Origin of the sequence: Paenibacillus gansuensis (assembly GCF_042684925.1) — a bacterium.
Classification (GTDB): domain Bacteria; phylum Bacillota; class Bacilli; order Paenibacillales; family DY6; genus Paenibacillus_N; species Paenibacillus_N gansuensis.
On the sequence record NZ_JBHUME010000011.1, the window covers coordinates 11,628 to 37,441 of the forward strand.

Here is a 25,814-nt window from a genome sequence, read left to right on the forward strand (position 1 = left end):
AGGAAAAATGAACTAATTAATGTTGTTAATTCATACCAGTTTACTATGGTTACATCAATACGGATATACGGGTGTGATGCAAGAAGGAATGGTTTTGCGCATAAAAGGTATGAATTGGAACATGTTGCACACAATGGACTATAGAAGCCCAGTTGATATATGGAGGGGATATCTATGTTTCATGTCAAAGAGCACGGAACTTCCATCCGCAAAGAGATCGTAGCAGGACTTACGACTTTCTTAACGATGGCGTACATTATGGTCGTAAACCCGATCATCCTTGCCGACGCGGGGGTGCCGTTCGAGCAGAGCTTTACAGCAACGATTCTGGCGGCAGCCGTCGGGACACTGTTCATGGGATTGCTGGCGAACTACCCCTTTGCCGTGGCGCCCGGGATGGGCCTGAACGCTTATTTCGCCTATTCCGTCGTGCTCGCGCAAGGCGGCGCCATAGACTATCGTATCGCCTTCTCCGCCGTTTTCGTTACGGGCCTTCTGCTGGTCCTGCTCTCGCTGACTCCGCTGCGGACGAAGCTGATCGAAGTGATTCCGCGCAGCATGAAGCATGCGATTACCGCCGGGATCGGCTTATTTATCGCCTTCATCGGCCTTCGTTTATCGGGGCTGATCGTAGCCGACCCTAGCAACCTTGTGAAGCTGGGGAATTTGCACAGCCCTTCGGTCGTATTGGCCTTAACCGGTCTGTTAGTCACGCTGGTTTTACTGGTTCGGAATGTAAACGGAGCTCTTTTTATCGGGATGGTGATTACGGGGATTATCGCTTACTTATCCGGATATTTGTGGTTCTCCAACGGGTTTGTGGGAACCCCCGGCTTGCCTGAGGGGCTGCTGGTCTGGAACCCGGTGACCGCGGTTGGAGATGTCATTCGTTACGGGTTATATGGGGTGGTCTTCTCTTTCTTCCTTGTTACTTTGTTCGATACCACCGGCACCCTGCTGGGGTTGGGCGAACAAGCCGGTTTCATGCGGGAAGGCAAGCTGCCTCGCTCGGGGCGGGCGCTCTTTTCGGATTCAGCCGCTACGCTGTTCGGATCCATGGCGGGGACAAGCCCTTCCACAGCCTACATCGAATCCGCTTCGGGCGTAGGCGCGGGCGGCCGCACGGGACTAACGGCTATCGTGATCGCGGTGCTTTTCGGGTTGTCTGCCTTCTTTGGCCCTACGATCGGGGCGATAGCCGGCATCTCCGCCATCACATCGCCGGCCCTGATCATCGTCGGCTCCTTTATGATCACAAGCGTCAAGCATATCGAATGGGACAAGTTCCATGAGGCCTTTCCCGCCTTTCTTGTCATTCTCAGCATGCCGCTCACCTCGTCGATCGGCACAGGGATTGCACTGGGGTTCATTTCTTACCCGATTATGAAGGCCGCTAAAGGCCTTTGGAAGGACATCCATCCGCTGATGGCCATTCTGGCTCTATTGTTTATTTATCAGTTGGTGTTTTTGCCGCATTAGGGTTGGAGCTGGAGCCGTTATTTATACTCCTTCGCTTCAGGCACCATCAAACCTTTGCCTATCACGTTCGGCGACACCGGTTTTCTGCCGAGCTCCCGCGCCCATACGGACAACTGGCCGCAGTGGTGGATCTGATGGGCGATTGTATGGCGCATGATTTCCCCCCAAGTGTCCGTGACCGTCGTACCGTCAGCCCGGGTATCGGTAAACGCACGATTCTCCATCCGCTCTTCCCAGTTATTCACGAACGCCTCCACTTCCGGACGAAACAGCTTGTCCAGCTCCCTAACCTTGGTCAACGAAGCATATTCCTGGAACTTCTCTTGGAAGTCGGGCTTGCCTTGCATCGCACGAATCCAGCTCCACTCGACGTCAGCCATGTGAAAGAGCGTTTCCAGAATGCTCCCCACACCGCCGGTCCGGCGCCGCAGCAGCTCCTCTTCAGGTACCTCCCCGCACCACTCATACCACTGTTCTCTAATAATCCAGTTATAGCGGAACCATGTTTTCAAATCGAACGCCTCCCATTTCTACTATTCTTATCTCCATAGTTTACCACCCCTAGTTCCAAAAGGCATACCTGATTCGGCTTGATCTCAAACTTGGTCCGCATCTTATAGGCACTTATCTCCTCATCGGTCATATAGTGTAGGAAGAGTGAATAGGAGAGGAACTTAGAATATGTATAAAGACACCATTCTGCAAGAACCCGGCCTTACACTGGCCGCAGACTCGAATCGCGTATTGAACTATGAGAAGGATCCCCGGAATTACTTGACCCAGCTGTTCGGGGAGCAATTCCCTGCCATAGACACCGGTCTGTTCAATATCCGGCTCAGCCAAGGGAACGTTGTTCAGCCTCACTGGCATACCAATGCCTCCGAGCTTGTATTTGTGATCAGCGGGGAAGTGATGACTTCTATCTTCAATCCGTTTACTCAGCGGTTGCTAACATACCGTTTAAGTCCCGGGCAAGTATCCCAGTTCCCCAGAGGCTGGTTCCATTGGATTGTAGCGTTGTCCGAACAAGCCCATTTCCTTGCGATCTTCGACCAGCCTACACCCGACGTTGTGCTGGGCTCCGATTTCCTGCGCTATTTGCCAAAAGAAATTGCAAACCGGGCCTATTGCGCGAATGAAGCCGCTTATGCAGCAGCGGTAGCCCCTATTACGGAATCCGTCATTTTGGGGCCTCCTCCTAGCTGCAGTGTGTAGACAGACACAAAAAAGACCCTTATCAGGGTCTTTTCATTTTCTATCCTATAAACTCCTGCACCCATTGTCCGTTATAGAACGCTATCCCGATTTGGGTGAACCCCGAGTTTAGGATATTCGCGCGGTGGCCCGGGCTGTTCATCCAATCATTCATCACCTGGGTTGCACTGGTTTGGCCGCTGGCAATGTTTTCACCGGCCGTGGTATAAGTTACACCGAATGATTTCATCATATCGAACGGCGAACCATACGTAGGCGAATTGTGGTCAAAATAATGATGGTCATACATATCCCTGGCTTTCGCCATGGCTGCATTGGTCAGATTGGTATTGTTCATAGTTAAGGCAGTCAAGCCAGCTTTGGTCCGTTCCTGATTGACAAGGTCCAATACCTGCTGCTCGAAGCCCGCAGCGGCTGTAGACGTTGCCCCGGTATTTGGACTTCCCTGCCTCTCTTGGCCCGGATTGGCTGCATTCGGCGTTCCAGTCTCTACGGGTGCAAGAGGTGCTTGATCACCGGCCGGTGCCTGCGTCTGTCCTGGATTGTACAAGTCCTGCCAGTCCATGGTACCAGGTTCCGATTGCATCCTCATCCCGTTCTTCGCCGCCCCCTGCGTGGAGATGGATGAAGCTTGGGTAGTGGTGCGCAGATGGTTTTTGGATGGAGCAGGCTTAGCATAGGATTGATAGGTACCTGTGTCCCTTTTTGCCGGTGCTGCTTGTTGTTTCGCCTTCATATCCTGATTTGCTGAACAGCCTGTAACTAACAATAGAGCTGCTATGGCGACCCATTTCTTCATAAAGATAACCTCCCTGCACAATTGCCGAGTATTGGTGTTTTTATAAAGATATGGTTCGCTATCCGCCCTGCACTTATTCTGCAAAACAAGGAACTAGGAGAAACTTCTGTTTCCCTCGGCCAACTCCTTAAGGGCCAAAGCCCTTTCCTTCAGAAAGCGCCTCATATAACGCTCCAAAAACAGGCGGTCCGCCAATTTTCCAAGCACGCCTAAGGGTGACTTATATTCAAAATTGTCCACCATCAATGTACTCCCGTCGGGCCGGCCGATAAATTCATGCTGATGCACAAAAGAATCAAAAGCCCCCTTTACCATCACATCCACAAAGCGGCGAGGCGCTTCCATTTCGATAATACGGGCCGTCAGTCTCTGCTTTACCCCAAAATGAAGCGCCTCCCAAACCACTTCGTCCCCCAGTTTCAGCAGGCCGGTTGTTACTCCCCCTACTGCTTTTTCCTTGGTTGCGGCTGTAGTCTGCGTATGTACGTCCACGTTTCTGGCTAAATCAAAGCATCGTTCGACAGGTGCTTGAATTGAGACAGTGTGTTGAATGACCGGCATTTTTTCCTCCTTGCTCACTAAAAAAGGGTCGTCTTTGTGCATTAAAATGGTATAATACTAGGCAACTATAAACGGCAACGCATACAAATCCTCCATACGTTAGGGTGAGCATGATGTCAGCGAGCGAACCTCTTAGACTGCGCCAACTGTTTGCTTTCTTCCTGCCGCTGGGCTTGTCCGCAAGCCTGGTGACGATCTCGCATGTCATTATCAACAGTACGCTGGCCCGCTCGGCCGAAGCGGAAACGGTCATCGCGAGTTATGCGATTGCGCTAAGCCTGCTTACGATTACGGAACGGCCCGCAGTCCTTCTGCGGCAATCGTGTTCCGCGCTCGTAAGGGACCGCCTGTCGTTCCGCGCCATGTCGGCGGTGGCCTATTATGTGTTCGGGGCCATTTTCCTGATAGGGCTGCTTGTGTCTTTCACGCCGGTGGGAGAGTGGATTTTCCGCCATTTCTTCGGTGTGGCGCCCGAATTGCTGCGCGCCACCGTAAAGGTGTATCAAATTTTGATGTTTGTCAGCATCTTTTCGGCGATCCGGTGTTTGTATCACGGCATTATTATTTTTAATTACAGGACCAAATGGCTGACTATCGGGATGGCAGTCCGGCTTGCGGTGATGTACCTGCTCTCAGTATATTTCATTGAAACGGATCAAGTACACAGCGGGCAAATCGGGGCCATTATCTTTTTGTCAGGTATGATCATAGAAGCAGCCGTCGCCGTGTTTGAAGGCCGCAGGCTGCTGCGGACCATCCCCGAGCGGAAGCCGGATCATCCGGTGTCGTCGCCCGGCCATGTAATGCGGTTCTACAAACCGCTGCTGTATTCTTCGCTGATCGCGGTGTTTCTGGGTCCCTCCATTAACGCGCTGCTAGGCAAAACTGCGGATATTGAGCTGTCCATCGCCTCCTATGCGATCGCGGCAAGTCTGATCCAGCTGGTGTCGAGCTTTTTCTCGTATATGCACCAAATGGTGCTGAACTTCTACCCCCGGGACCGGCACTTGGTGAACCGGTTCGCGCTGCTGTTAGGTTTTGTTCCGGCGGCGCTCCTGTCGCTGTTATGTTACACCCCGTTGGGTGAATGGCTTATGCATCATGTCATGGGCGTACAGGACCGGCTGCTCCATGAAAGCCTGGATGCACTAAAAGTGTTCATCCTGCTAGCCCTCGTGCTGCCGTGGCTGGATTTCCTGAACGGCATCATCATGCTGCGCGGTGAAACACGGGTGATGGTCCGTTCGCAGGCTGCGAATCTGGCCGTTACTCTGGTTGTACTGGTCACCTGTGTGCTGCTCGTTCCCGCATGGGGAGGCCGCATCGGCGCACTAGCCGCCTCTCTCGGTTCCCTCGGCGAAATGGCCGCCGTGTTCTATATCATCCGCCGCCCGGCCAAAGCCTCTGCAGAGGCTATGTGACGGGCCTCCTGCAGCGGACAAAGCGGCCGCTGAGTGCGGGATATTCTAGGAAGAACAAGACTCTAATAGTTTCCTAGTGTTGATACTTTTCACATGACATCATAACACTCTAACCCTGCATTCCTTATATTTTGTTGAAGAAAGTTATTGTATTGCTATAATTAAGAAAAGTGTACTTAACTTTCATATGATATTTAGGAGGATTTACTGCATCATGACAATCAAAGTCGGAATTGTAGGATATGGGAATCTTGGAAAGGGCGTTGAACAAGCCATCTCGCAAAATCCAGATATCGAGTTAATCGCCATTTTCACCCGCAGACAACCAAATCAATTTAGTTCCCAACAAAACGGTGTGAAATTTGAGCATATTTCCGCAGCAGACAGCTATATGGGTGTAATCGATGTCATGATTATGTGCGGTGGCTCTGCTACGGATCTTCCTGAACAAACTCCGTGGTTTGCCCGCATGTTCAACACCGTGGACAGCTTCGATACACATGCCAAAATTCCTGAGTTTTTTGACGAAGTGAACGCCGCAGCTAAAGAGAACGGCAAGTTGAGCGTAATCTCAACGGGCTGGGATCCGGGCTTGTTCTCCTTGAACCGTTTGCTGGCTCAGTCTATTCTTCCCGAAGGAACCGATTATACGTTCTGGGGCAAAGGCGTAAGTCAGGGGCACTCCGACGCCATCCGTCGCGTACCTGGCGTAAAAGGCGGCGTACAGTATACGGTTCCGGTCGAAGCTGTGATCGAGCGTATTCGCTCAGGTGAAACACCAGAGCTGTCCACCCGGGAGAAGCATTTGCGTGAGTGTTATATTGTAGCCGAAGAACACGCCAATCAAGAGGAAATTCGAAACGCTATCGTATCGATGCCGAACTACTTCGCCGATTATAATACGACGGTTACATTTATTACCGAAGAACAATTAAAAGCAGAACATGGGGAAATGCCACATGGCGGCTTCGTGATCCGAAGTGGAGTTACTGGGCAAGGCAAACGCCAAATCATAGAATTCGGTCTGAAGCTGGAGAGCAATCCGGAATTTACAGCCAGTGTGCTGGTCGCTTATGCAAGAGCAGCATTCCGCTTGAGTCAAGAAGGCCAAACGGGCGCCAAGACCGTCTTTGATATTCCATTCTCTTACTTATCCCCTAAATCTGGCGAAGAGCTCAGACGCGATCTGTTATAGATCCAACACGAGGATGCCGCTGAAGAGCGTCAGCTTCATTAACTATCGGTTTTCAAAAAAGTCCCGGCGCATCCCGCCGGGACTTTCCTATTTCCCTGCTGCTGTCTGCTTATACAGCTGCAGGTACTGCTTGGCCGACTGCTTCCAGCTGAAGTCGGTCTTGCCGATGTTGGCGTTCAAGGCGTTCCACGTGTCCTTGTCGCCGAAAGCCCGCACCGCGCGCTGGATCGCATACAGCATCTCATGCGCGTTGTAATCGTGGAACGTGAACCCGGTGCCGGTTCCCGTTTCGGGGTTGTACGCCTGCACAGTGTCCTTCAAGCCGCCCGTCTCGCGGACGACCGGCACCGTACGGTAGCGCATGGCGATCAGCTGCCCGATGCCGCACGGCTCAAAGAGCGACGGCATCAGGAACAGGTCGGAGGCCGCATAAATATTCCGCGCCAGCTCCTCGCTGAAAAACAAATTCGACGACAGCTTCTCCGGATGCTTCGCCGCCGCTTCCCGGAACAGCGCCTCGTAATACGGCTGTCCGGTCCCCAGCACCACGAGCTGCACATCCAGCTCGAGGATTTCCTCGAGCACCCGGTGGATGAGGTCGAGCCCTTTTTGCTCCACAAGCCGCGTCACCAGCGAAATCACCGGCACATCCCCGTCCACCGGGAGCCCGAGCCTCGCCTGCAGCGCGGTCTTGTTGAGGCGCTTCTTGGTCAGCGCCCCCCGGTAAGTCGCTGTAAGATGGGGATCCGTCATCGGATCGTATTGATCGTAATCGATGCCGTTCAGAATCCCGTACAGCTCGCCGCTGCGCTGACGCAGCAGCCCATCCAATCCTTCGCCGAAGTACGGCGTCTGGATTTCCTCCGCATACGTCGGGCTCACCGTCGTGATGACGTTCGAGTAGCCGATCCCGCCTTTCATGAAGCTGACCGCGCCGTTAAACTCCAGCGCCCCCGGATGATAGTGCTCCTCGTTCAGCGTAAGAATGTCGCCCAGCACTTCACGGCCGAACACGCCCTGATATTTAAGGTTATGAATAGTAAACATCGTACGAATGTCCTTGTAGAACTCATATTGACGGTAATTGGCCTCCAGGAACACCGGGATCAGCGCCGCCTGCCAGTCGTGGCAGTGGATCACGTCCGGCTGGAACCCCAGCTTCGGCAGCGCCTCCAGCACCCCGCGGCAGAAGAACGCATACCGCTCCGCCTCATCCCCGAAACCGTACAGCCCCTGCCGGTTGAAATAGTACTGATTGTCTACAAAATAGTAAGTAACCCCGTCATGCTCCGCTTCTTCAATGCCGCAATACTGCTGCCGCCAATTCACATAAACGGAGAACGACTGGACCGTGTACATCTCCTCGCGCAGCTTCTCGGAAATATCGCCATACTTTGGCAAAATAACGCGGACATCCGCCCCCTGAGCATTCAGCGCTTTTGGCAGCGAGCCCGCTACGTCGGCGAGCCCCCCGGTTTTTACGAACGGTACTGCCTCTGATGCGACAAAAAGAACTTTCAACCCTAACACTCCCATCCCATGTTCATTCTTCTATCTGTCTCTACAGTCAAAATAGTGACAAACAACCGCGCCCCGCCCGCCAGGGAGGATCACCGTCATTTATCACTATTCCGGCCGACCTTAAATCACTTTCTTCTTCACCGCGATAAACGGCGCCCGGCTGTCGCCATGCAGCACGTTGCCGCTTTGGATGAACACATCTTTATCGAGAATAGCGCGCTCGATCTGCGCGTTCAAGTCGATGACGCAGTTTTGCAGCACGATGCTATTTTTCACGTGAGCTCCCCGCCGTACCCGCACACCCCGGAACAGAATTGAATTCTCCACTGTACCTTCAATGATACACCCGTTTGCGATCATCGAGTTGCTCACGTTGGCGTGATCAAGGTACCTTGCGGGCGGCTCGTCTTTGACTTTGGTATAAATACGTCCGTTCTCAAAGAACAGGCTCTTCCAAATTTGCGGATCCAACAGCTTCATGCTGTTCGTGTAGTAGCTTTGAATCGTATTAATAATGCCCATATGGCCCTTATATTCATGCCCGTAAACCTTTAACTTCGTTAAATTCTTCATAATGCCGTCACGCACAAAATAATCATATCCCTGCGCCAGGCAAGTATCAATCATATCCAGCAGCAGCGAGGTGCTCATCAGGTACATTTCCATCGACAGCTTGTTGCTTCGCGAACGTCCCGTATGCTCCTCCATCACGCGAACCCGGCCGTCCTCATCGGTTTCCAGCCTGCGGAATTTGGAATGCTCCTCTTCGCTGCTTTCCTTGTACACCATCGTAATATCCGCGCCGCTCTGGATATGCGCTTCCAGCACCTCGCAGTAATCGATGTTGCACACGATATGGCTGCGCGTCAGCAGGACATAAGGCTTGTTGCTCCGGTAAAAATAATCGCGGTGGCTGTAAAAGTTATACAAATCGCCCTTCATCATTTCCCGCATCTCGTCGATCGACGGCGGCAGGACGAACAGGCCTCCGCGCTTGCGGTCCAGATCCCATTCCTGCCCGGAGCCGAGATGGTCCATCAAGGAACGGTATTTCCGGTGAACGAACACGGCCACATCTTCCAGCCCTGAATTCACCATGTTGCTCAATGCAAAATCAATCAACCGGTACCTTCCCGCAAAAGGAACTGAAGAAATGCAGCGGTTATACGTCAGCTCTTCCAGATCGTCCGGCTCATTAACAAGGTTAATTACTCCCATGATTTGCTTCATACTTGACCGCCCTCTCTTACGCCTGAATTAACGGCAATTTGACCGATTCGTTCCCGCCGATCAGCACAATGTCCTCGTCTTCTCCGCCAATGACGCAATCGTCTTCCACCACTGTATTTTCGCCGATGATAGCACGCGTGATCTTGACGTTGCGGCCGATTTTGGCGTTCGGCATGATGACGGAATCTTTAATCTCGCTGTTGTCTCCGACTTGCACGCCGTAAAAAAGAACAGAGTGATCTACGTTACCGTACACCGTGCACCCCTCGTTGACCAACGATCTTTTCACGGATGCCGTTGATGCGATGTATTGCGGCGGCTGATACGGGTTCAGCGAATAGATGCGTAAATCCTTATCGTTCAGGTTGAGGCTCGGTTCCGGCTCCAGCAGGTCCATGTTGGCTTCCCACAAGCTTTGCACTGTACCGACATCTTTCCAGTACCCTTCAAAAGAATAAGCATACATGCGCAGGCCATCCTCGAGCATCGCGGGAATGACGTCTTTCCCGAAATCTTTGCTGGAATTCGGGTTCTGCTCATCCTGGATCAGATACTTGCGGAGCACATCCCAACGATAGATGTACACGCCCATGGACGCAAGGTTGCTGACCGGTTCCTTAGGTTTTTCCGCAAATTCCTTCACACTGCCGTCCTCATCCGTAATGATCACACCGAACCGGCTGGCTTCTTCCCAAGGCACTTCAAACGCTGCAATGGTTACGTCCGCCTGCTGCTCCTTATGATAGTCCAGCATGAGGTTGTAGTTCATTTTATAAATATGGTCGCCGGAAATGACAAGCACATACTCCGGTTTATATTCGTCGATAAAGCCGATATTTTGATAAATCGCATTCGCCGTCCCGCTATACCAATCCGCGCCTTTCTGCTGCTGATACGGGGGAAGCACGAACACGCCGCCATGCTTTCGATCCAGGTCCCAAGGGCTTCCGATCCCGATATAAGAGTTCAACACTAATGGCTGATACTGCGTCAACACGCCTACGGTGTCGATATTGGAGTTCGTGCAATTGCTGAGGGTGAAATCAATAATGCGGTATTTCCCGCCAAAATGCACAGCAGGCTTAGCCAGCTCTTTGGTCAACACGCCGAGCCGTTTCCCTTCGCCCCCTGCCAGCAGCATAGCGACCATCTCTTTGCCTCTTGCCATATGTCGTTTCCCCCTCTGGAATAAATATTCGAACTAGTAAGCTTACAACGTGGGCACAGCGGCGCTGCGGAATGCATACCTGAACATGACCGAAGCAAGCGGAGGAACTTTGATGACGATGCTGTACGGCTGATTATGCCACGGCACTTTCTCGGCTTTCACCGGAACCTCATTTACTTGTCCCGAGCCGCCGTACTTCTCGCTGTCGCTGTTCAATACCTCTACGTACGTTCCTGCCCGGGGCACGCCTACACGGTACTCCATATAGGTGGCCGGAGTGAAATTGGTCAGGCACAGGAGCACATCCGTTTTCTTCACGCCTTTACGAAGAAAAGTAACGATCGATTGGGCTTCCGCATGCGGATCCACCCACTCAAACCCGTCCGGCGTATGGTCCTGCTGCCATAACGGGGAAGCGTCCTGGTAGAACCGGTTCAGTTCCCTGACGTACTGCTGCATCTGAGCATGTTTTTCGTAATCCAGCAGGAACCAGTCGATCTCCCAAAGATCCTTCCACTCGGCAAAATGCCCGATCTCTCCGCCCATGAACAGTAGCTTTTTGCCCGGATGGGCCATCTGGTACCCGTAAAGCGCCCTGAGGCCTGCGAACTTGCGCCAGTAGTCGCCCGGCATTTTGTCCAGCATCGACTTCTTGCCGTGAACGACCTCGTCATGCGAGAAAGGCAGCACATAGTTCTCAGAGAACGTGTACATAAAAGAGAAGGTCAACAGGTTGTGATGATGCTTCCGGTAAATCGGGTCCATCTCCACATATTTGAGCACATCGTTCATCCAGCCCATGTTCCATTTGTAGTTGAAGCCCAGCCCGCCAGCATCTGTCGGACCCGTAACCAGCGGCCAATCCGAGGAATCCTCCGCCATCATGAGCGCCTGCGGGAAGTATTGAAACACGGTTTCATTCAGCTTGCGCAGAAACGCTATGGCTTCCAAGTTCTCCAGCCCTCCGTTGACGTTACGGATGGAATCCGCATCCTCGCGGCCGAAACCCAGATACAGCATACTCGCTACCGCATCCACCCGCAGCCCGTCCATATGGTAGACGTCCATCCAGAAGATGGCGTTGGAGATGAGGAAGCTGACCACCTCCGGTTTGCTGAAGTCGAAACTCAGCGTCCCCCATTGGTGCTTCTCGGCCAGCCGCTCGTCCGCAGGCTCGAACTGAGGCGTGCCGTCGAACAGCCGCAGTCCGTGATCGTCTTTGCAAAAGTGGCCCGGCACCCAATCCATGATGACGCCGAGTCCTTTGGCATGACAGCGGTCCACGAACAGCTTAAACTGGTCCGGCGTTCCGTACCGGCTCGTCACGGAGTAATACCCCGTAATCTGGTAGCCCCACGACCGATCGAACGGATGCTCGGACACCGGCATCAGCTCAATGTGCGTATACCCCATGTCCGCCGCATAATCCACGAGATCCGTAGCCAGCTCCTCGTACGTGTAGAACAGTTCTTTCCCTTTGATTTTCCATGTGCCTAAGTGGACCTCATAGATGTTCAGCGGGTTGTTGTACACGGCTGCCGTTTTGCGTTTTTTGCGTTTAAACCAATCTGCATCCTGCCATTGGTAGCCATCGATTGAAGTCACAACGGACGCCGTATTGGGCCTAAGCTCGGAATAGAACGCATAGGGATCGGATTTCAGTTTCACTTCCCCGCCGTGTCCGTGCACTTCATACTTATACAGCGCACCTTCCCCGACATCGGGAATGAACAGCGTCCAAAGCCCCGAGTCTTCTATTCTATTCATGCAGTGGTGCCCGGCATGCCACTCATTAAACGAGCCTGCCACTCTGACCTCGCGGGCATTCGGCGCCCACACCGTAAAGCGGGTTCCGGAACGGCCCTCTTCTTCCGAAGGATGCGCGCCCAGCAAGCGGTAGCTGTGATACAAGTTCCCTTGATGGAACAGATAAATATCTTGAGAACTGGGGAACGAACCGCTCATGTTGACCATCCTTTCTTTGAAGGTACCTTCTATTGAATAATTACTACACTATAACCGCAAAATCCTGCGTAAAACGAAACTTACCCCGAACTATTTTTGCTATTTGAAGAAATATGAAAGAATTCGAACGAAAACGACCCAAATCGACAGATGAAAGGAAATGAATGGGGTTCTCATACAATTGGAAAACAGAGCCATACTAAGGGTAATACTCGTTAGGAGAGGTGAAATTTCTTATGCAAAATCATTGCAAAACCGCACTTGCCGCAGTAGCTGCTGCGGGGTGCTTGTCCCTGCTGCCGTGGGCTTCGGCCGCTGCAGCTTCGGGAAATGTCCAAACTAAATTCATATACCCTCAAATTGCACCCGCTAAACAGGTTGTGCAGACTTCGGAAGGCGATGTAACGGGAGACGGCAAACTGGATAAAATCGAACTGCTCGGCATCAAAAAGGATCCTGCCAGCAATTACTACGACAAATTGGTTGTGAAAGTAACGGGCGGCGGGGACGGCAAATCTGCGGAAACGGCACTGGGAGGCGGTTACACACCTACGGTTCGATTGTGTGATTTCACGGGGGATGGTGCCTTGGAGACCTTCGTGACGGCTTCCACCGGGGGAAGCGGCGGGTTGAGTACCTTTTACCTGAACTCGTGGGCGAAAGGGCAGCCGAAGACCCTGGCGCTGCCCGTGCCTCTGAAGGCGGTTGGCACATACGAGAACAACTACATCGTAAAGTTTGATGTGCCGGAGCAGAAGAAATCGTTCCGCATCGACGTGCGCGACAAAAAAGCCGACTACGACCAATCCGGCCTTTATCGAGGCGGTTTACTGACGCGTCCCCAGTCCGCAGACGTCCTGCCGTTCAGCGAGCTGCGCCCGATGGACACCGACCGCGACGGCATCTGCGAGCTCGTCGGCTTCCAGCGTGCCACCGGCCTGTACAACGCTGACACTGTCGCTTATGCCTTGTCCCTGTGGAAGTACCAGGGGAACAAGTGGAAGCTCGTGAACACGGTGGTGGTGAAGGCTAAGGTGTAGGGTTAAGAAAATTGCGTATGGGGCTTGCGCCGTTGCGGGAAAGGATGTGTCTGCATCTTTTTCTGTCCTTGTGCATCAAGATTTTTGCTACCAAAGCTTACCACGGGACATGTTAGAAGAAGAATGGGTGATTTTATTATAAGACGTTGAAAATAATCAAAAAATAAACCACATGGAGTGGGGACTCACATGTGGTTTTATTTTTAATTACTTCTAAGAATTATTAACTCTACATTAAAACTAGGATAGTTTAACTTGAATCCCAACCCTGTATTTTTAACAAAATACTCATCTTCCATTGGTTCATAATCCAAATTTTGTGCGTATATCTCCTTTAACTTAGCCAATGGAGTTCCAATACTTATTTTCTCATCTAATTTACCTAAGTAAGGCCCACGGAGTGTAATGATTGTTAATTCCCGGGAGATTAAATCAAAAAACAAATCAACAAATTCTCCCTCAATAATAATACAATCACCTTCAATTATATTATATTCAAAATCAATTTTTGATATAACTTCATTAAGTTTCATTCCAAATCTAATATCAAGCCATCCATTTTGGAAATAAACGTCCCGTTCTAGATACTGACTCATAGACATCCCTCTCTTATTTTATGAATAAGAAATAATTAATATCAACAGGCACACTAATTGTCATTAGAACCGAGGTATAGAAATGTGCTCCGTCATTAGCAGTACTGTAGCTATTTCGCCATTCTGCCATTGAGCCAAATGCCGTTTGAGCAGCAACTGTCGGACTCACGGAGACATGACCAGTTTCCTCGTTATCTATATAAGCATAAAATAATCCAGTATCATTTATAGCTTCTTTTGTTGTTGCCCACGAGCCGTATCTAAAATTGACACTCATTGAAAGTGATTTATCCGTTGCAGGCTTAACTCTACCACCCGCTAAACTAGTACCCTTATTTGCTGGGGTATAGCTCTTTGCATCATGAGAGTCGGCGAATCTAAAAACCCAAGTTTCATCAGAATCGTCTATAAGAGACTTGAATACCTTTTGAACTCCCTTTTTCGAAATAGACTTTATGTTAGGAACATAATCATCGATAGCATCGATAAAATCATCGTTTACTTCTTCTCTAATGTCGTTTGCTTTAGAGATAAAGTGAGCCATTCTTATTCGATTGGCAGTTGCATGTATATTATCTTTAAGTGCTTTAGTTTTAGCATTTTTCCAGTCACCAGTCAGTTGCCGAATTATCTTTTGATCAGCTGAGGATAGTTGATTGTCAAGTCCTTCAATCCAGTGACCTGTTGGATCTAGCCAACGTAATGGATTATTGTGGACATACGTATATAAATTCTGTGTCAAAGGGTTAGCAATTTGCCCCCCATACGCATCCACACCAATAAACCGCCCAATACTCGGATCATACCACCTAGCTCTTAAATACTGTAACCCCACCGAGGAATCGTACATTTCTCCAGAATATTTAAAAGGCTGTGCTATGGTTTCATTCATGTAAGACATATTACCAAAGCTATCATATTTGTATTCATTGAGTTTTGTCATTCCTGTTTCATCCATGAGATTAACAGTATCACCATGTCCATTTTGTACATAATATGATTTTCCTTGGCTATCTTCTCTTGCAATCAGTCCTTTACCTCTTATATATCTCGCTTCCAAAGTTTCTTCGCTGCCGTTAACGGTTGCTTCTGCAATAATATTCGAGCCGTCCCAATAAAACCTTTTTGTTACTCCACTTTCGGTTCTCTCCCACAATAAACCATCACCGTTATACTTATAGCTTACAACACCGCCAGTTGATTTAGTAACACTTATTAACCTATCCCGCTTATCATATGCGGTTATTCCGTCTGGGCGATCGAACGTTTTACTGGCAACCATACTTTTACGGTTTCCGCGAGAATCATAAGTATACGATTGATTGAAAAGTGTAGTATTCTTTAGGCGATTAAGCTCATCATAATTAAAACTATCCGTTTGAGCGTTCTCTGTTATTGTTTTTATATTCTTATTGTTATCATAACTGTATGAATAGTTACTCATTATGGTTCCATCTGACTTCTTTACTTCCAGTGTATTCATACTTAATCCATCATAAGTATAGACAGAATTAACACCATTGCGTTGTGTAATCTGCTTAAGCATACCATCTCGGTAGTGTTGATATTTAGCTACATAATCATTACTAAAATCATTAGATGTAGCTACAATATCTAACCGATTAAGGGAATCGTAATGGTAATATATGTTGCTTTCGAAAGGTCCATTCATGCTCCTTCTATTGTGATTAGGATCATAATCATATTTGATTTCGTGATCATCAGGAAATGTTACAGCTTCTAAGAGACCTGTTGTGGAGCTATAACCATATTTTGTAGTTCCTGTGCTGTCTGTCATGGTTTTTCTTTTACCAGTTAGGTTGTATCCGAATGAAATTGTCTCCTCGCCTAAGATCGCATTCCATGCACTATCGACAATTTCTTTTTTCCTTAAAAAATTACGACCATCATATGTGTATTTAAATCTATTGTTATTGCGATCAATAAACTTCACTTGGTTACTATTATTATCATAATAATATTTTTCTATATTATTTTTTCCTGTTACTGCGACTATTTCAGTTTTTAAGAGTCGTCCCATTTCATCATAACTTTTCGTAGTGATATTATTATCTGGGTATGTAACCCTTACAATATTACCCATTAAATTATAGTTATATGATGTGATTTGTGGTATTCCAGCCACGTTTACTTTAACACTAGTTAATTGACCCAGCTCATCATAACCATAGGTGGTTATGTTCTGAGGTGTTACACTATCTGTGACATTTAGGGTTTGCCCTAGGTTATCATATGTTTTAGTAAATAAAATTGTTGTTTTTCCCGTACTAGTTGTTTCTTCTTGTTTGGTTTCTCTTCCAAGTTTATCGTAATAAGATTTTCTTCCATAATTCTCAGGGGAAATTGCCGTTTTTGTATTATTGATGTCGTCAATAATATATTTTTCAAAAGATACTCCGTCAGAATATCTAACAACATTTTGACGACTCCACTGATCGTACTCATAATAGGTTCTATTGCCCAGAGCATCTTCGTTCCATACTAGCCTTCCCTTAACATCATAACCGACTTTGTTTTTTGATTTATAATTCCCTTGTTCATTTATACCCTCATCTACTTTCCAACCAAGAGGGTTCCAATTCGTTACAGTTTGAATACCTTCTTCGTCAATAATAGTTTGTTTGTTAAGAAAATCGTTATATTGAACTTTTGTTGTACTACCATCGGTGTTGTTTAATACTGAAGTCAGTCTCCCCACTGCATCATAGGAGTAACTAGTTTTATTTAAATTACCATCGATTAATTCGAGTAATTTACCTGTTGAAACATCGAGCTTATATTCCTTTACAATTGTTGAAATATTGCCGTCAATATCATGAACTGTAGTTGATGTTTTAGTTGGATAAGCCTTTTGATAGGTATCGGCATATTCAATAACAGTCACGGTGTCATAAGGTGAACCATTTTTCACTCTTATTTGGCCGACATTACCTGTTGTTACATCAATATTTTCATATGTTGTTTCCCGAAGTGGATTACCACTTGGTCCTGCGGATGTACCGCCGTAAACCTGTTCTTTTGTTACTGTTCCTTGAACATTTCGAGTGTATTGAGTATATTGCCACTGCTGATTTCCATTCACCTGTTTGGCTACAGTCATAAGCAAATGAGTTGTTGGATCAAAGGTAAATGTACTTATGCCTCCTATCGGGTCTACACTCTGAACGATATTGCCATAATCGTCGTATTGATTACTTGAATTTATTACATATGTCGAAGTCGTATCTGATTGGGAATTAGTAATCACAGTTGTAACTGGTACAGGCCATTTTCTGGCGCGATCATATCCGTAATCTATAGTTTTGGTGTAAGTCTTTGCGTTATAAATTGCATTCTCAATTATTTTTGTATTATAAAAGACCGGTGGTGAAGTATCATCAATGTAATCTTTATCGTTATAGTATGTTGAAGCTTTAAGTCCGTCATTAATAGTTACTGAAAAAGTAAAATCAGTATTATAAGAGCTACCGATATCACTTGAAGGATAAGTAATATCCTTGTAGTTGTAAGTATCTATAGAACCATCTGATTTAAAAATTTGATTTTCACGAGCTTTTATTCTGTACACTTGATTAACAGAGTTAGTCCCAATATACCTTGTGACAGGATTAGCTTCATAGGTATAAACAGCTTTTGCCCCTGTGGGATATGTTACGCCAGTTAATAGTGCATAAGGATTATCTGTAATAGGCGTGGTTCCCAGTAAATTAAATTGAGCATTTTTCAATGTATAATCATATGCAGTTGATCGACCAATGGGGTCAATAACTTGGCTTAATACTTCTTTACCATTTTGAAGAGACTTATAATAAATAACAGTTCTAGAACCAGCATTCAACCTAACCGATGTATCTTCATAGGTGATACTAATTGTATTACCAATAGAATCTGTTATTCCAGTTAAAACAGTTCCATATTTAGTATTGTTACTGTAAGTAAATGTAACTTTATTACCATAGGCATCAGATATCTGTAGTAACTGACCTTCAGCACTAAAGTACTGATTAATAAGCTGCACAGATTTTAATACATAAGCGGATGCGATACCATTTACGTTGACTGTTGTATCTGCAGTAAATGTAAGATCCAACCAAGGATATCCAGTTAACTTATTACTAGAATCTATTTTGAATACTCCAGAACCCGCTAAATGAAGAAACTTCCCCGATTCATTAATTTCTAGATACGAAATATCCCAACTCCAACCTTTACCTATCGGAAACAGCTTCTCTTCTAATGGCAGCTGATTATCATTACCTCCTCCACTAACGATCATTTGGTTGAATTGAGAGGAGTTGCTGTCATAAACTCTTGTTAGAGTAAAACCCAATCCATTTCTACCCGGCAGGGAAAGATCACCAGCTCTTAATGTTAATGATCCAGATAGTGTTGATACTACTTCCTGATCAAGTACAACAGAGAACGGTGCTTCGTCAGGTTTAGTTTTAACATAACTAAAATCTGGAATTGCAGAGGCACTGGCTAAGGAGCTAAATGTTGTGGCATAAGATGCAGATCCTAGCTCGGATTTGATTGTACCCTTGGCCTTTTTAGAGTTATTAACAATGTGAGGAATAGTATCTACAAGCTCATTTAAATTTTTATTTTTTGATCTCTTATCAGACAGGACTCTTTCAATTTGTTCCAAAGTAAAGCCTCTATCAAGGGCATATTGAATTTCCTCTTCAGAGACTCCAAATAGTTTAGTCAAATTCTTACGTTTAGATTCTGCTGTTTTTAACTCACTAGAATCTTGCTTATTAGTTGTGTTCCCTGGAATCGCATAGCTTATTTGTCCTAGGGGAAAAAGCGTAATAAATATTGATATTAAAATAGTAAATACTATAGACTTATGTATCGCTTTCATTAGATTGAACTTACCTCCGTATAAAGGCAGCTCTAATTCTTAGGGCTGCCTCAAAATGTATTAACGAATAACTACTGTAGTTTTGTTTGTAATATTACCGTTGCTATCATATTGGTAAGTTGTTTGATACTGAGCACTTATTGGAGTTAAAGTGAAGGAATACGTACTAGTAATGCTGTTATTCCCTCCTACACCGACAATTTTGATGTAGTATGTGTTTCCTGAAGTTACATCAAATAGTTGATTCTCTGTAATAGCAGTTCCTTGTACACCAGCCGTGATTAGTTGCATAGAGGAATTATAAATATACAAATCGTAATTAAGCCCAGACGGCACATTAAGAGTTAACCTATTGATTTCACTAGCAGTTGGTGTAAATTTAAAAAAATCAACGTCCGAACTAGAATTAATTAATGATGTATAAGTCTGATTGTAGTTAATTGGGAAGGCTTGAGCATTAGTATCATTAGGCTCAAATGCGTTAGGTAATGTCAAATTATTTCGGAACGCTGCATTGGACCACTCTAAACCATCAAATACAAGTAGTTTGAAGCTCCATGTCCCACTCGCAAGTGGGCTAGTTGTTAAGGATGTAGCATTGCCATTCAATATCCCTGAATTATAGGCGATGGTATTCCAGTTATTCTGAGTGCCGAGAATTTGGTATTTGTTTTGTGTCTGAGAATTGGAATCACTATAAACCCAGTTAAAGGTAAGGATATTATCACTTAATTGTTGGCCATCAGTATATGAGGAAATTGAGGCTGCAGGTAAATTATTAATCTTGAAATAATATGGTGCCATAAAACCGGAAATAGCACCTGCATTATCTTTAGTTCGAACTGTCCAATTATATGTGGTACCTCTTGTTAGCACTGAACCCGGTACAGTATACGAATTTGCAGAGGACGTTACCCAACCTGAATCATGAATAACAGTACTGCCATTTTTAATCTGTATTTGGTAAGCCGATTGTGTGTTACCAGCATCAGGATCAGTAAAAGTCCAGTTAAGTACAGGATTGAGTGATATTATAGTCGGTGTTGTTGGATTTGCAGAACCGGGAGAAATATATGTAGGTATATTGGGTGCCTGATTGTGAGCAATAGTAAATACGCTATTTGACTGGTCCCAAGGTCCGAATTGCACACCATCAAAAGCTCTAACTCGAATCAAGTTATTGTTAGAATTAGCCTTTGAACTAAAATCGTAGCTTAATTGCGTTTGGCCTGCATTAGTTAATGCTATGATATCAGTCCAATTTGCTCCTCCATCCTGTGATAGCTGAACATGATACTTAAGCTGAGATTGCACAGTATCTGCATCAATGGCAGCATTCCAACTAATATTGAACAGTGTATCTATTTTTTCGTTACCATTTGGACTAGTAACCACAGGACCTTGGGGCATGCTTTCATAGTTAACAGTTAAGTATGGACGATATCTAGAATCAGTGTATTCGGAACTATAGATATTTTTGGTACTTTGATATCCTGCTCCTAATGTCACCTTCACACCATAGTTTGGTCTTCCATTTGACCATAATTGAACAAATGAGGATAGATCAACAGTCATCCAACCTGGCCTAGTCACAGAATTAAGGACCGTTCCATAAGGACCTGTAGACACAATAATTGGATTTGTAGAGTCCGTTGTAGGCCTTGTAGTAGGAGTTTTATTCGTCTGACTCCAAGGTGAGGTAACCAGATATGCCGCGCCACTGATAGAATTATCAGTATAGCCTTGGTAAATATATAGACCCATAGTTGCATTATTTATCTTACTATTAGCCGGTATTGATGCTAAATCGAATTGAAAATAATCTTCATCTGAGTCACTACTTGATCCATTATTTGAACCTAAATATAAATTCCCATCCGAACCGTTATCACAGTAACTGGGGTTGCAGTAATAATCCTGTGAAGGATTTTTTGTTAATACAGTTGGATCTACAACGATAGGGTATTTCAAATCTGTAGGATCTATAATAAGTTCCATATACTGTTTACCAATATCTTTTTCAAGCTTCAAAGTAACATCTTTTTTTGTTCCATTTGCATCAATCAGCCACGGAGATTGTATTTCTAAACTTTGTAATTTTTCAATTTCCCCATCCACCTGGAATTTGTAAGACAAAGGGGCCTTCTCATTCTTAAGTATAATCGTTTCCTTAAGACCCATATCCAATAGTGTTAACTGTAGATCAGTGTTATTCCATGCTTCCTGATATTCAATGGTATCTACAGTATCCTTGTAAACTGATGCTGTAACATTATTTGCTCCTAAAGGCGTAAACTTAACATATTCTGTCCCATTACTGATAGAATAACCTTTTTTAATTTTTTTGGGGAGTATTACATCAAATGGAACTTGAGGTCCCCTGAAATTTGTTTGATTGATATCAAGTCTATTTTCTTTGTCCTTATAGACCAGCTCGTTAATAGTTTTAGACATTAGCTGTGAAACAGGAACAGCTAATGAACCCAATTCTGCTTCATCAACCAAAGTGGCTTTAATAGGCTGCCAAATTCCATTATGATCCAAATAGTTTTGTGGTCTAGATGAGATTTCAGCAACAACAGACCCATCAGAAAGGCGATAATGTGTACTGTTTAAAGTTCTCTTCTCTACTCCAATTATATTTTTATTTGGTTTCTTACCCCCAACAATCTCGTTTGACTTTGATTTTTGCCCTAGCCTTATCGCATAAGCAGAAGGTATTAAGAACTGTGATAAACTAAAGTTTACAAATAAAATTACCACAAACCAAGTAAGCAATTTAACTTTTAAGGACATTGTTTTAACGCACCTCTTCTCGCAAACTATAAAAACCCTTTATTTCCTTTTAAATACAAATATACCAGAAATTTAGCGTCCTTCCTTTCTATTTTATTTCATAAATATACACTAGATTTTTTTGTTAATAAATATGTATTTAGCTTTAATTAACAAATTATTCTTTAAGACCAAAATAGCAGCCTGGGATCAACCCTGGCTGCCTCTGTTTACCTCATCCTCCGCATATAAACAATCTACGATGCCTGAAGTGCTTTCCACATTTACAGAGATAAGAAAACTACTATCCGCTTCGCTAATATCGTAATATCTCTTTCGACAGAAAGTAGCTATTTTCGACAAAATAACCCTCTATCTATTTCTTTATTTGCGTGCATAATTAAATTTGATGTCGAGAACGTATTGTAAATTCTAGAACTTGCTTTCTTATCTTTAACCGCCAAGGAGGTTTAAAAATATAACTCAATGATAGTTTAAAACTGTGTTAACTCTAATTTTTCTGTTTTTATTTGATGTCCTTTTAAAAAATGTAGGGGAGAAAAAATAAATAATGAAAAAAACAAAAGTCATTGTCTCAACACTGTTATTGTTCCCGTTACTTACTTCTATTGTGTGTGCAGCTCCATTAACCTACTCTAGCACTACCGGTTTAATACAAAAACAGAGTAAATCTACTGTAAGTGATTCAGTCTACAGTGAAACTAATACTGGTTTACCATCTGGAAACGACAAGATTATAAAAGAACTTGTGGAAAACCGAACGTCAAATAGCAAAGTCTATTTAAAAGAGGATGGTTCATATAAAGCGGTTATAACTGCAACTCCTCAGCATTATGAAGATTCTAACGGACAGTTTCAGGATATCAATCTCAAATTGATTGACGAAGCAGATATTGACACAACAAGACCAATTACATCTAAGCAGTTTATACTTGCCAATCAACGTGAAGGTGTTACGAAGCTAAGCAAAGACCGCAATGTAACATCTTATCGCGCATTGCAAATACCTTATGACGTAAAAATTCCAAAGGACTATAGTAAAGGGTATTCAATTGGTAAGGGACAGGATAAACTAACGTTCATTCCCCAAGATGCCGCAACTGTGACAGGAAGTGTTTATAAAAATTCAATTATATATAACAGTGTATGGCGAGAAACAAACGTGGAGATTGATGTAAAAGAAAACGGATTGAAAGAGACACTAGTGGTTCAATCTGAAGCAGCTCCTCATACTTTTTCATTTGAAGTTAAAGGTCAACTATCTAATAATTTTACATCAGAAGAGTTTGTAATAAAACCAGCTTGGCTTGAAGATAGTGTAGGTAATAGGCGAGATGTCTCGCAACATCTAAGAAGAGAAGGTAATAAGACATACATTGATTTTTCATATGAAAATACTGGTCTTATATATCCCTTGAAAATTGATCCAACGGTTGTAGTGCAACCTGATAGCAGAACAGGTAAGGATGCAGAAATTAGTAATTATTATTATTCTCTAGGAAGAAACTTTGGTTCTGATACTACTGCTGCTATTGGTCATGCAAATGATGGTACAGATAGAGGTTTCTTTGTTCAATTTCCTATAAATACCTTCCAAGGTCATGTAATTACCAGTGCTCAACTTAAGCTTTATATGTTTGCTATTAGTTACCCGCCTGCTGAGTTTAGCACTGTAAATGTTCATAACGTCACTTCTGCATGGTCAGAAGACACGATAACCTGGGTTAATTCTTTTAATATTTATGAGTCTAATTCTGTTGCAAAAATCACAAATATAAGTAGAGATCAAGCAAATTATTGGTGGAATTTTGATGTAACTAGCTTGGTCTCACAATGGAGTAATGGGAGTGTAACTAACAATGGAATGTATCTAGATAATACTGCTACAGGTTATTGGAATATATTAACCTCAGAATATTCTGATGCTTCCCTAAGACCACAACTTGTTGTCAATTATGTACCCGATCCACCAACAGCCCCGGTAATAATTAGCCCGTCAAATGGACAAATCTTAGATGGTGTAAGTACGATTGTATGGAATGCGTCAACTGATCCATTGTTTGTTCAATCTTCTCTTAGGTATCAAATTCAATTATCTACTAATGGCGGGGCAAATTGGTCGGATATAATTTCTCTCACGAATAGCGGTACAGTCAGTTATAATTATGATTTTAGCGGAGTAACTGCTACAACAAATGCAGTCATTCGAATACGTGGGTGCAATGGCGAGGTTTATGGAAACTGGGGTACTTCTAGCAATTTTACAATTAAACATAATCAACCCCCTAATCAGCCCAGCAATTTAAGTCCTGGTTCTGATTCATTAACTTCGCCGCTGCTTATTGCAGGAACCTCACCAGCACTGAATTGGTCGTTCTCCGATCCTGATGCAGGTGATACTCAGTCTGCATACCAGATTGAAATATATAATGGTTCTACACTTGTAAAAGATTCCGGCTGGGTTTCATCTTCCACATCATCTTACACGGTACCAATCTCAACATTGGTACCAAATGTTTCTTACAGCTGGAGAGTTAGGACCAAAGATAAAAAAGGAGCAATTTCGGCATTTTCAAATTCGAAATACATTAAGACGAATAGTTTGCCAACATTATCAATAACATCCTACTCAGATGGTCAAATTGTTCCTGATAATGTTCTGTCGTTTACTTGGACTTACAGTGATGCAAATGGTCAAACACAATCTGCATATAGAGTTCAAGGCTCTAAAGATAATTGGGCTAGCGTCAATTTTGATTCGGGTAGTGTCTCAGGTATAGCAACATCGTTCACAACTGCACCGCTTGCCAATGGCCAATGGGATTTCCGAATCAGTGTTTCTGATGGCATGGAGTGGTCGCAATGGAGATATCGTAATGATCTCCAATTACCTAGCAATTTTGAACCTAATGACACACAATCTGCCTCCTTTCCAGTTTTATATAACACTCCTTATAGTACACTAATTAGTTCAAGTTCCGACATCGATTGGTATAGTTATTCCCCAAGTCAATCTGGAGTAGATGAAGTCCTTCTTACTGTTCCGGCGGGACTTAATTACGATGTCTACATCTATGACAAAAATATGAACCTCCTTGCCTTTGGTGCCCGGAGCCCTGGTGTGGCAGAAGATATTATCTATAAGGTCAATAGTGGCACTGCTGAAAAATATTATATCAAGGTAGTGGGAGTCGGCGGTAATGCAAGCACGACAGCGCAATACACCTTGAACGTAGCGCGAATGAATCTGAATTATCAAACGATTTATCTATATGACGAAAATGGAAATATTAAATCCAAGACGACGACAGTCGGTAATTAGTTTAGAAACCAGCGCAGCCCCTTTACATGCAGACTAGAAGAGCAGTATTAATTGATTGTAGAAGTACCAGGGGAACAAGTGGAAGCTTTGAAGGCTAAGGGGTAGGCGTATTGTGTAATAAAACATGCTCAAGAGGCCGTGGGACTTGTTCCTGCGGCCTCTTATCAGGTCGTCCTTATACTTACTTCATCACGGACCCGACTCATGTTGGAAGTGTACTAGTGGAACTGTTTGGTTTACAGTCAGATCTTTTTGAACCCCAGAAGAGTTACAAATTGTACACTCAGTTGAACTTGAACGGACTGCATCTGATAAACCCTAATCGAGTTAGCTTAAAGGGCGGCAAGGAACTATCGTTCATTAAGATCGATATCAATTCTTGTTGCATCACAGCTTGATTTTTTACATCATTCATATTACCTGCATAATAGGCGGCGCTATTCGGTTGTTTCACTAGCACTCTCTCTTCAGCAGCATATTGTGCGGTTTGCCCAGCATTTTGAGTAGCTGTGTTCAGTTTCTCTATAATAGAGTCTCTCTTGTTTACAATTTACATAGCTTAGATTCCATATGATAATACATAAAATGAGTATAGCTAGACTAAACAGAGCAATATTA

Annotated in this window: 16 protein-coding genes; 6 read left to right on the forward strand and 10 right to left on the reverse strand. The window is 44.9% G+C overall.

The features are described from left to right. Positions 1–174: 174 nt before the first annotated feature. Positions 175–1,479, forward strand: coding sequence for an NCS2 family permease (locus ACFSUF_RS17450; protein WP_377604803.1), 1,305 nt, complete (start codon positions 175–177; stop codon positions 1,477–1,479). 17 nt (positions 1,480–1,496) lie between these two features. Here ACFSUF_RS17450 and ACFSUF_RS17455 read toward each other — a convergent pair whose 3' ends face one another. After that, complete coding sequence (locus ACFSUF_RS17455) at positions 1,497–1,991, reverse strand: DinB family protein (RefSeq protein WP_377604805.1); 495 nt, start codon at positions 1,989–1,991, stop codon at positions 1,497–1,499. Between the two features lie 169 nt (positions 1,992–2,160). Between ACFSUF_RS17455 and ACFSUF_RS17460 the strand changes: the two genes are divergently transcribed. Beyond that, positions 2,161–2,694 carry a cupin domain-containing protein gene (locus ACFSUF_RS17460; RefSeq protein WP_377604807.1) on the forward strand — a complete coding sequence of 178 codons (534 nt, stop codon included), beginning with the start codon at positions 2,161–2,163 and terminating at the stop codon, positions 2,692–2,694. A 40-nt stretch (positions 2,695–2,734) separates the two neighbouring features. Here ACFSUF_RS17460 and ACFSUF_RS17465 read toward each other — a convergent pair whose 3' ends face one another. Continuing rightward, a complete protein-coding gene (locus tag ACFSUF_RS17465) occupies positions 2,735–3,493 on the reverse strand; it encodes a CAP domain-containing protein (RefSeq protein WP_377604809.1) in 759 nt (252 codons plus the stop codon). A gap of 93 nt (positions 3,494–3,586) precedes the next feature. After that, complete coding sequence (locus ACFSUF_RS17470; RefSeq protein WP_377604811.1) at positions 3,587–4,054, reverse strand: SRPBCC family protein; 468 nt, start codon at positions 4,052–4,054, stop codon at positions 3,587–3,589. A 113-nt stretch (positions 4,055–4,167) separates the two neighbouring features. Here ACFSUF_RS17470 and ACFSUF_RS17475 point away from each other — a divergent pair, with 113 nt between their 5' ends. Both ACFSUF_RS17475 and ACFSUF_RS17480 read left to right on the forward strand, forming a co-directional pair. Next, on the forward strand, positions 4,168–5,475 hold the full coding sequence (locus tag ACFSUF_RS17475) for a multi antimicrobial extrusion protein MatE (RefSeq protein WP_377604812.1): 1,308 nt from the start codon (positions 4,168–4,170) through the stop codon (positions 5,473–5,475). Between the two features lie 214 nt (positions 5,476–5,689). Then, positions 5,690–6,670, forward strand: coding sequence for a diaminopimelate dehydrogenase (locus ACFSUF_RS17480; protein WP_377604815.1), 981 nt, complete (start codon positions 5,690–5,692; stop codon positions 6,668–6,670). Between the two features lie 87 nt (positions 6,671–6,757). Here the strand turns inward: ACFSUF_RS17480 and glgA are convergent, their stop codons facing one another. From glgA to glgB, 4 genes are all read right to left on the reverse strand, one after another. Continuing rightward, a complete protein-coding gene (gene glgA, locus ACFSUF_RS17485) occupies positions 6,758–8,191 on the reverse strand; it encodes a glycogen synthase GlgA (protein ID WP_377604817.1) in 1,434 nt (477 codons plus the stop codon). A 120-nt stretch (positions 8,192–8,311) separates the two neighbouring features. Beyond that, entirely contained in the window at positions 8,312–9,421 is a 1,110-nt protein-coding gene (gene glgD, locus ACFSUF_RS17490; RefSeq protein WP_377604819.1) for a glucose-1-phosphate adenylyltransferase subunit GlgD, read from the reverse strand. Positions 9,422–9,437: 16 nt separating this feature from the next. Beyond that, a complete protein-coding gene (locus ACFSUF_RS17495) occupies positions 9,438–10,589 on the reverse strand; it encodes a glucose-1-phosphate adenylyltransferase (RefSeq protein WP_377604821.1) in 1,152 nt (383 codons plus the stop codon). A gap of 42 nt (positions 10,590–10,631) precedes the next feature. Continuing rightward, positions 10,632–12,554 carry a 1,4-alpha-glucan branching protein GlgB gene (gene glgB, locus ACFSUF_RS17500; RefSeq protein ID WP_377604823.1) on the reverse strand — a complete coding sequence of 641 codons (1,923 nt, stop codon included), beginning with the start codon at positions 12,552–12,554 and terminating at the stop codon, positions 10,632–10,634. 236 nt (positions 12,555–12,790) lie between these two features. Here glgB and ACFSUF_RS17505 point away from each other — a divergent pair, with 236 nt between their 5' ends. Then, a complete protein-coding gene (locus ACFSUF_RS17505; protein WP_377604825.1) occupies positions 12,791–13,594 on the forward strand; it encodes a hypothetical protein in 804 nt (267 codons plus the stop codon). Positions 13,595–13,797: 203 nt separating this feature from the next. Here the strand turns inward: ACFSUF_RS17505 and ACFSUF_RS17510 are convergent, their stop codons facing one another. The 3 genes from ACFSUF_RS17510 to ACFSUF_RS17520 are packed head-to-tail and all read right to left on the reverse strand — an operon-like array spanning position 13,798 to position 21,874. Then, the gene (locus tag ACFSUF_RS17510; protein WP_377604827.1) at positions 13,798–14,190 is read right to left on the reverse strand and encodes a hypothetical protein; all 393 of its coding nucleotides are present in this window, start codon (positions 14,188–14,190) and stop codon (positions 13,798–13,800) included. Between the two features lie 13 nt (positions 14,191–14,203). After that, the gene (locus ACFSUF_RS17515) at positions 14,204–19,078 is read right to left on the reverse strand and encodes an RHS repeat-associated core domain-containing protein (RefSeq protein ID WP_377604829.1); all 4,875 of its coding nucleotides are present in this window, start codon (positions 19,076–19,078) and stop codon (positions 14,204–14,206) included. 60 nt (positions 19,079–19,138) lie between these two features. Beyond that, on the reverse strand, positions 19,139–21,874 hold the full coding sequence (locus ACFSUF_RS17520) for a DNRLRE domain-containing protein (protein ID WP_377604831.1): 2,736 nt from the start codon (positions 21,872–21,874) through the stop codon (positions 19,139–19,141). Between the two features lie 550 nt (positions 21,875–22,424). Here ACFSUF_RS17520 and ACFSUF_RS17525 point away from each other — a divergent pair. Beyond that, positions 22,425–25,196, forward strand: a complete 2,772-nt coding sequence (locus ACFSUF_RS17525; RefSeq protein ID WP_377604833.1) for a DNRLRE domain-containing protein — start codon at positions 22,425–22,427, stop codon at positions 25,194–25,196. Positions 25,197–25,814: the final 618 nt, after the last annotated feature.

What these genes read in the sequence shown, in the direction of transcription:
- ACFSUF_RS17505 (WP_377604825.1), top strand. Translation starts at nt 12,791, where the DNA reads ATGCAAAATCATTGCAAAACCGCACTTGCCGCAGTAGCTGCTGCGGGG.
- ACFSUF_RS17495 (WP_377604821.1), bottom strand. Translation starts at nt 10,589, where the DNA reads ATGGCAAGAGGCAAAGAGATGGTCGCTATGCTGCTGGCAGGGGGCGAA.
- ACFSUF_RS17465 (WP_377604809.1), bottom strand. Translation starts at nt 3,493, where the DNA reads ATGAAGAAATGGGTCGCCATAGCAGCTCTATTGTTAGTTACAGGCTGT.
- ACFSUF_RS17475 (WP_377604812.1), top strand. Translation starts at nt 4,168, where the DNA reads ATGTCAGCGAGCGAACCTCTTAGACTGCGCCAACTGTTTGCTTTCTTC.
- glgD (WP_377604819.1), bottom strand. Translation starts at nt 9,421, where the DNA reads ATGAAGCAAATCATGGGAGTAATTAACCTTGTTAATGAGCCGGACGAT.
- ACFSUF_RS17525 (WP_377604833.1), top strand. Translation starts at nt 22,425, where the DNA reads ATGAAAAAAACAAAAGTCATTGTCTCAACACTGTTATTGTTCCCGTTA.
- ACFSUF_RS17480 (WP_377604815.1), top strand. Translation starts at nt 5,690, where the DNA reads ATGACAATCAAAGTCGGAATTGTAGGATATGGGAATCTTGGAAAGGGC.
- ACFSUF_RS17450 (WP_377604803.1), top strand. Translation starts at nt 175, where the DNA reads ATGTTTCATGTCAAAGAGCACGGAACTTCCATCCGCAAAGAGATCGTA.
- ACFSUF_RS17470 (WP_377604811.1), bottom strand. Translation starts at nt 4,054, where the DNA reads ATGCCGGTCATTCAACACACTGTCTCAATTCAAGCACCTGTCGAACGA.
- ACFSUF_RS17460 (WP_377604807.1), top strand. Translation starts at nt 2,161, where the DNA reads ATGTATAAAGACACCATTCTGCAAGAACCCGGCCTTACACTGGCCGCA.
- ACFSUF_RS17520 (WP_377604831.1), bottom strand. Translation starts at nt 21,874, where the DNA reads ATGTCCTTAAAAGTTAAATTGCTTACTTGGTTTGTGGTAATTTTATTT.
- ACFSUF_RS17510 (WP_377604827.1), bottom strand. Translation starts at nt 14,190, where the DNA reads ATGAGTCAGTATCTAGAACGGGACGTTTATTTCCAAAATGGATGGCTT.
- ACFSUF_RS17515 (WP_377604829.1), bottom strand. Translation starts at nt 19,078, where the DNA reads ATGAAAGCGATACATAAGTCTATAGTATTTACTATTTTAATATCAATA.
- glgB (WP_377604823.1), bottom strand. Translation starts at nt 12,554, where the DNA reads ATGAGCGGTTCGTTCCCCAGTTCTCAAGATATTTATCTGTTCCATCAA.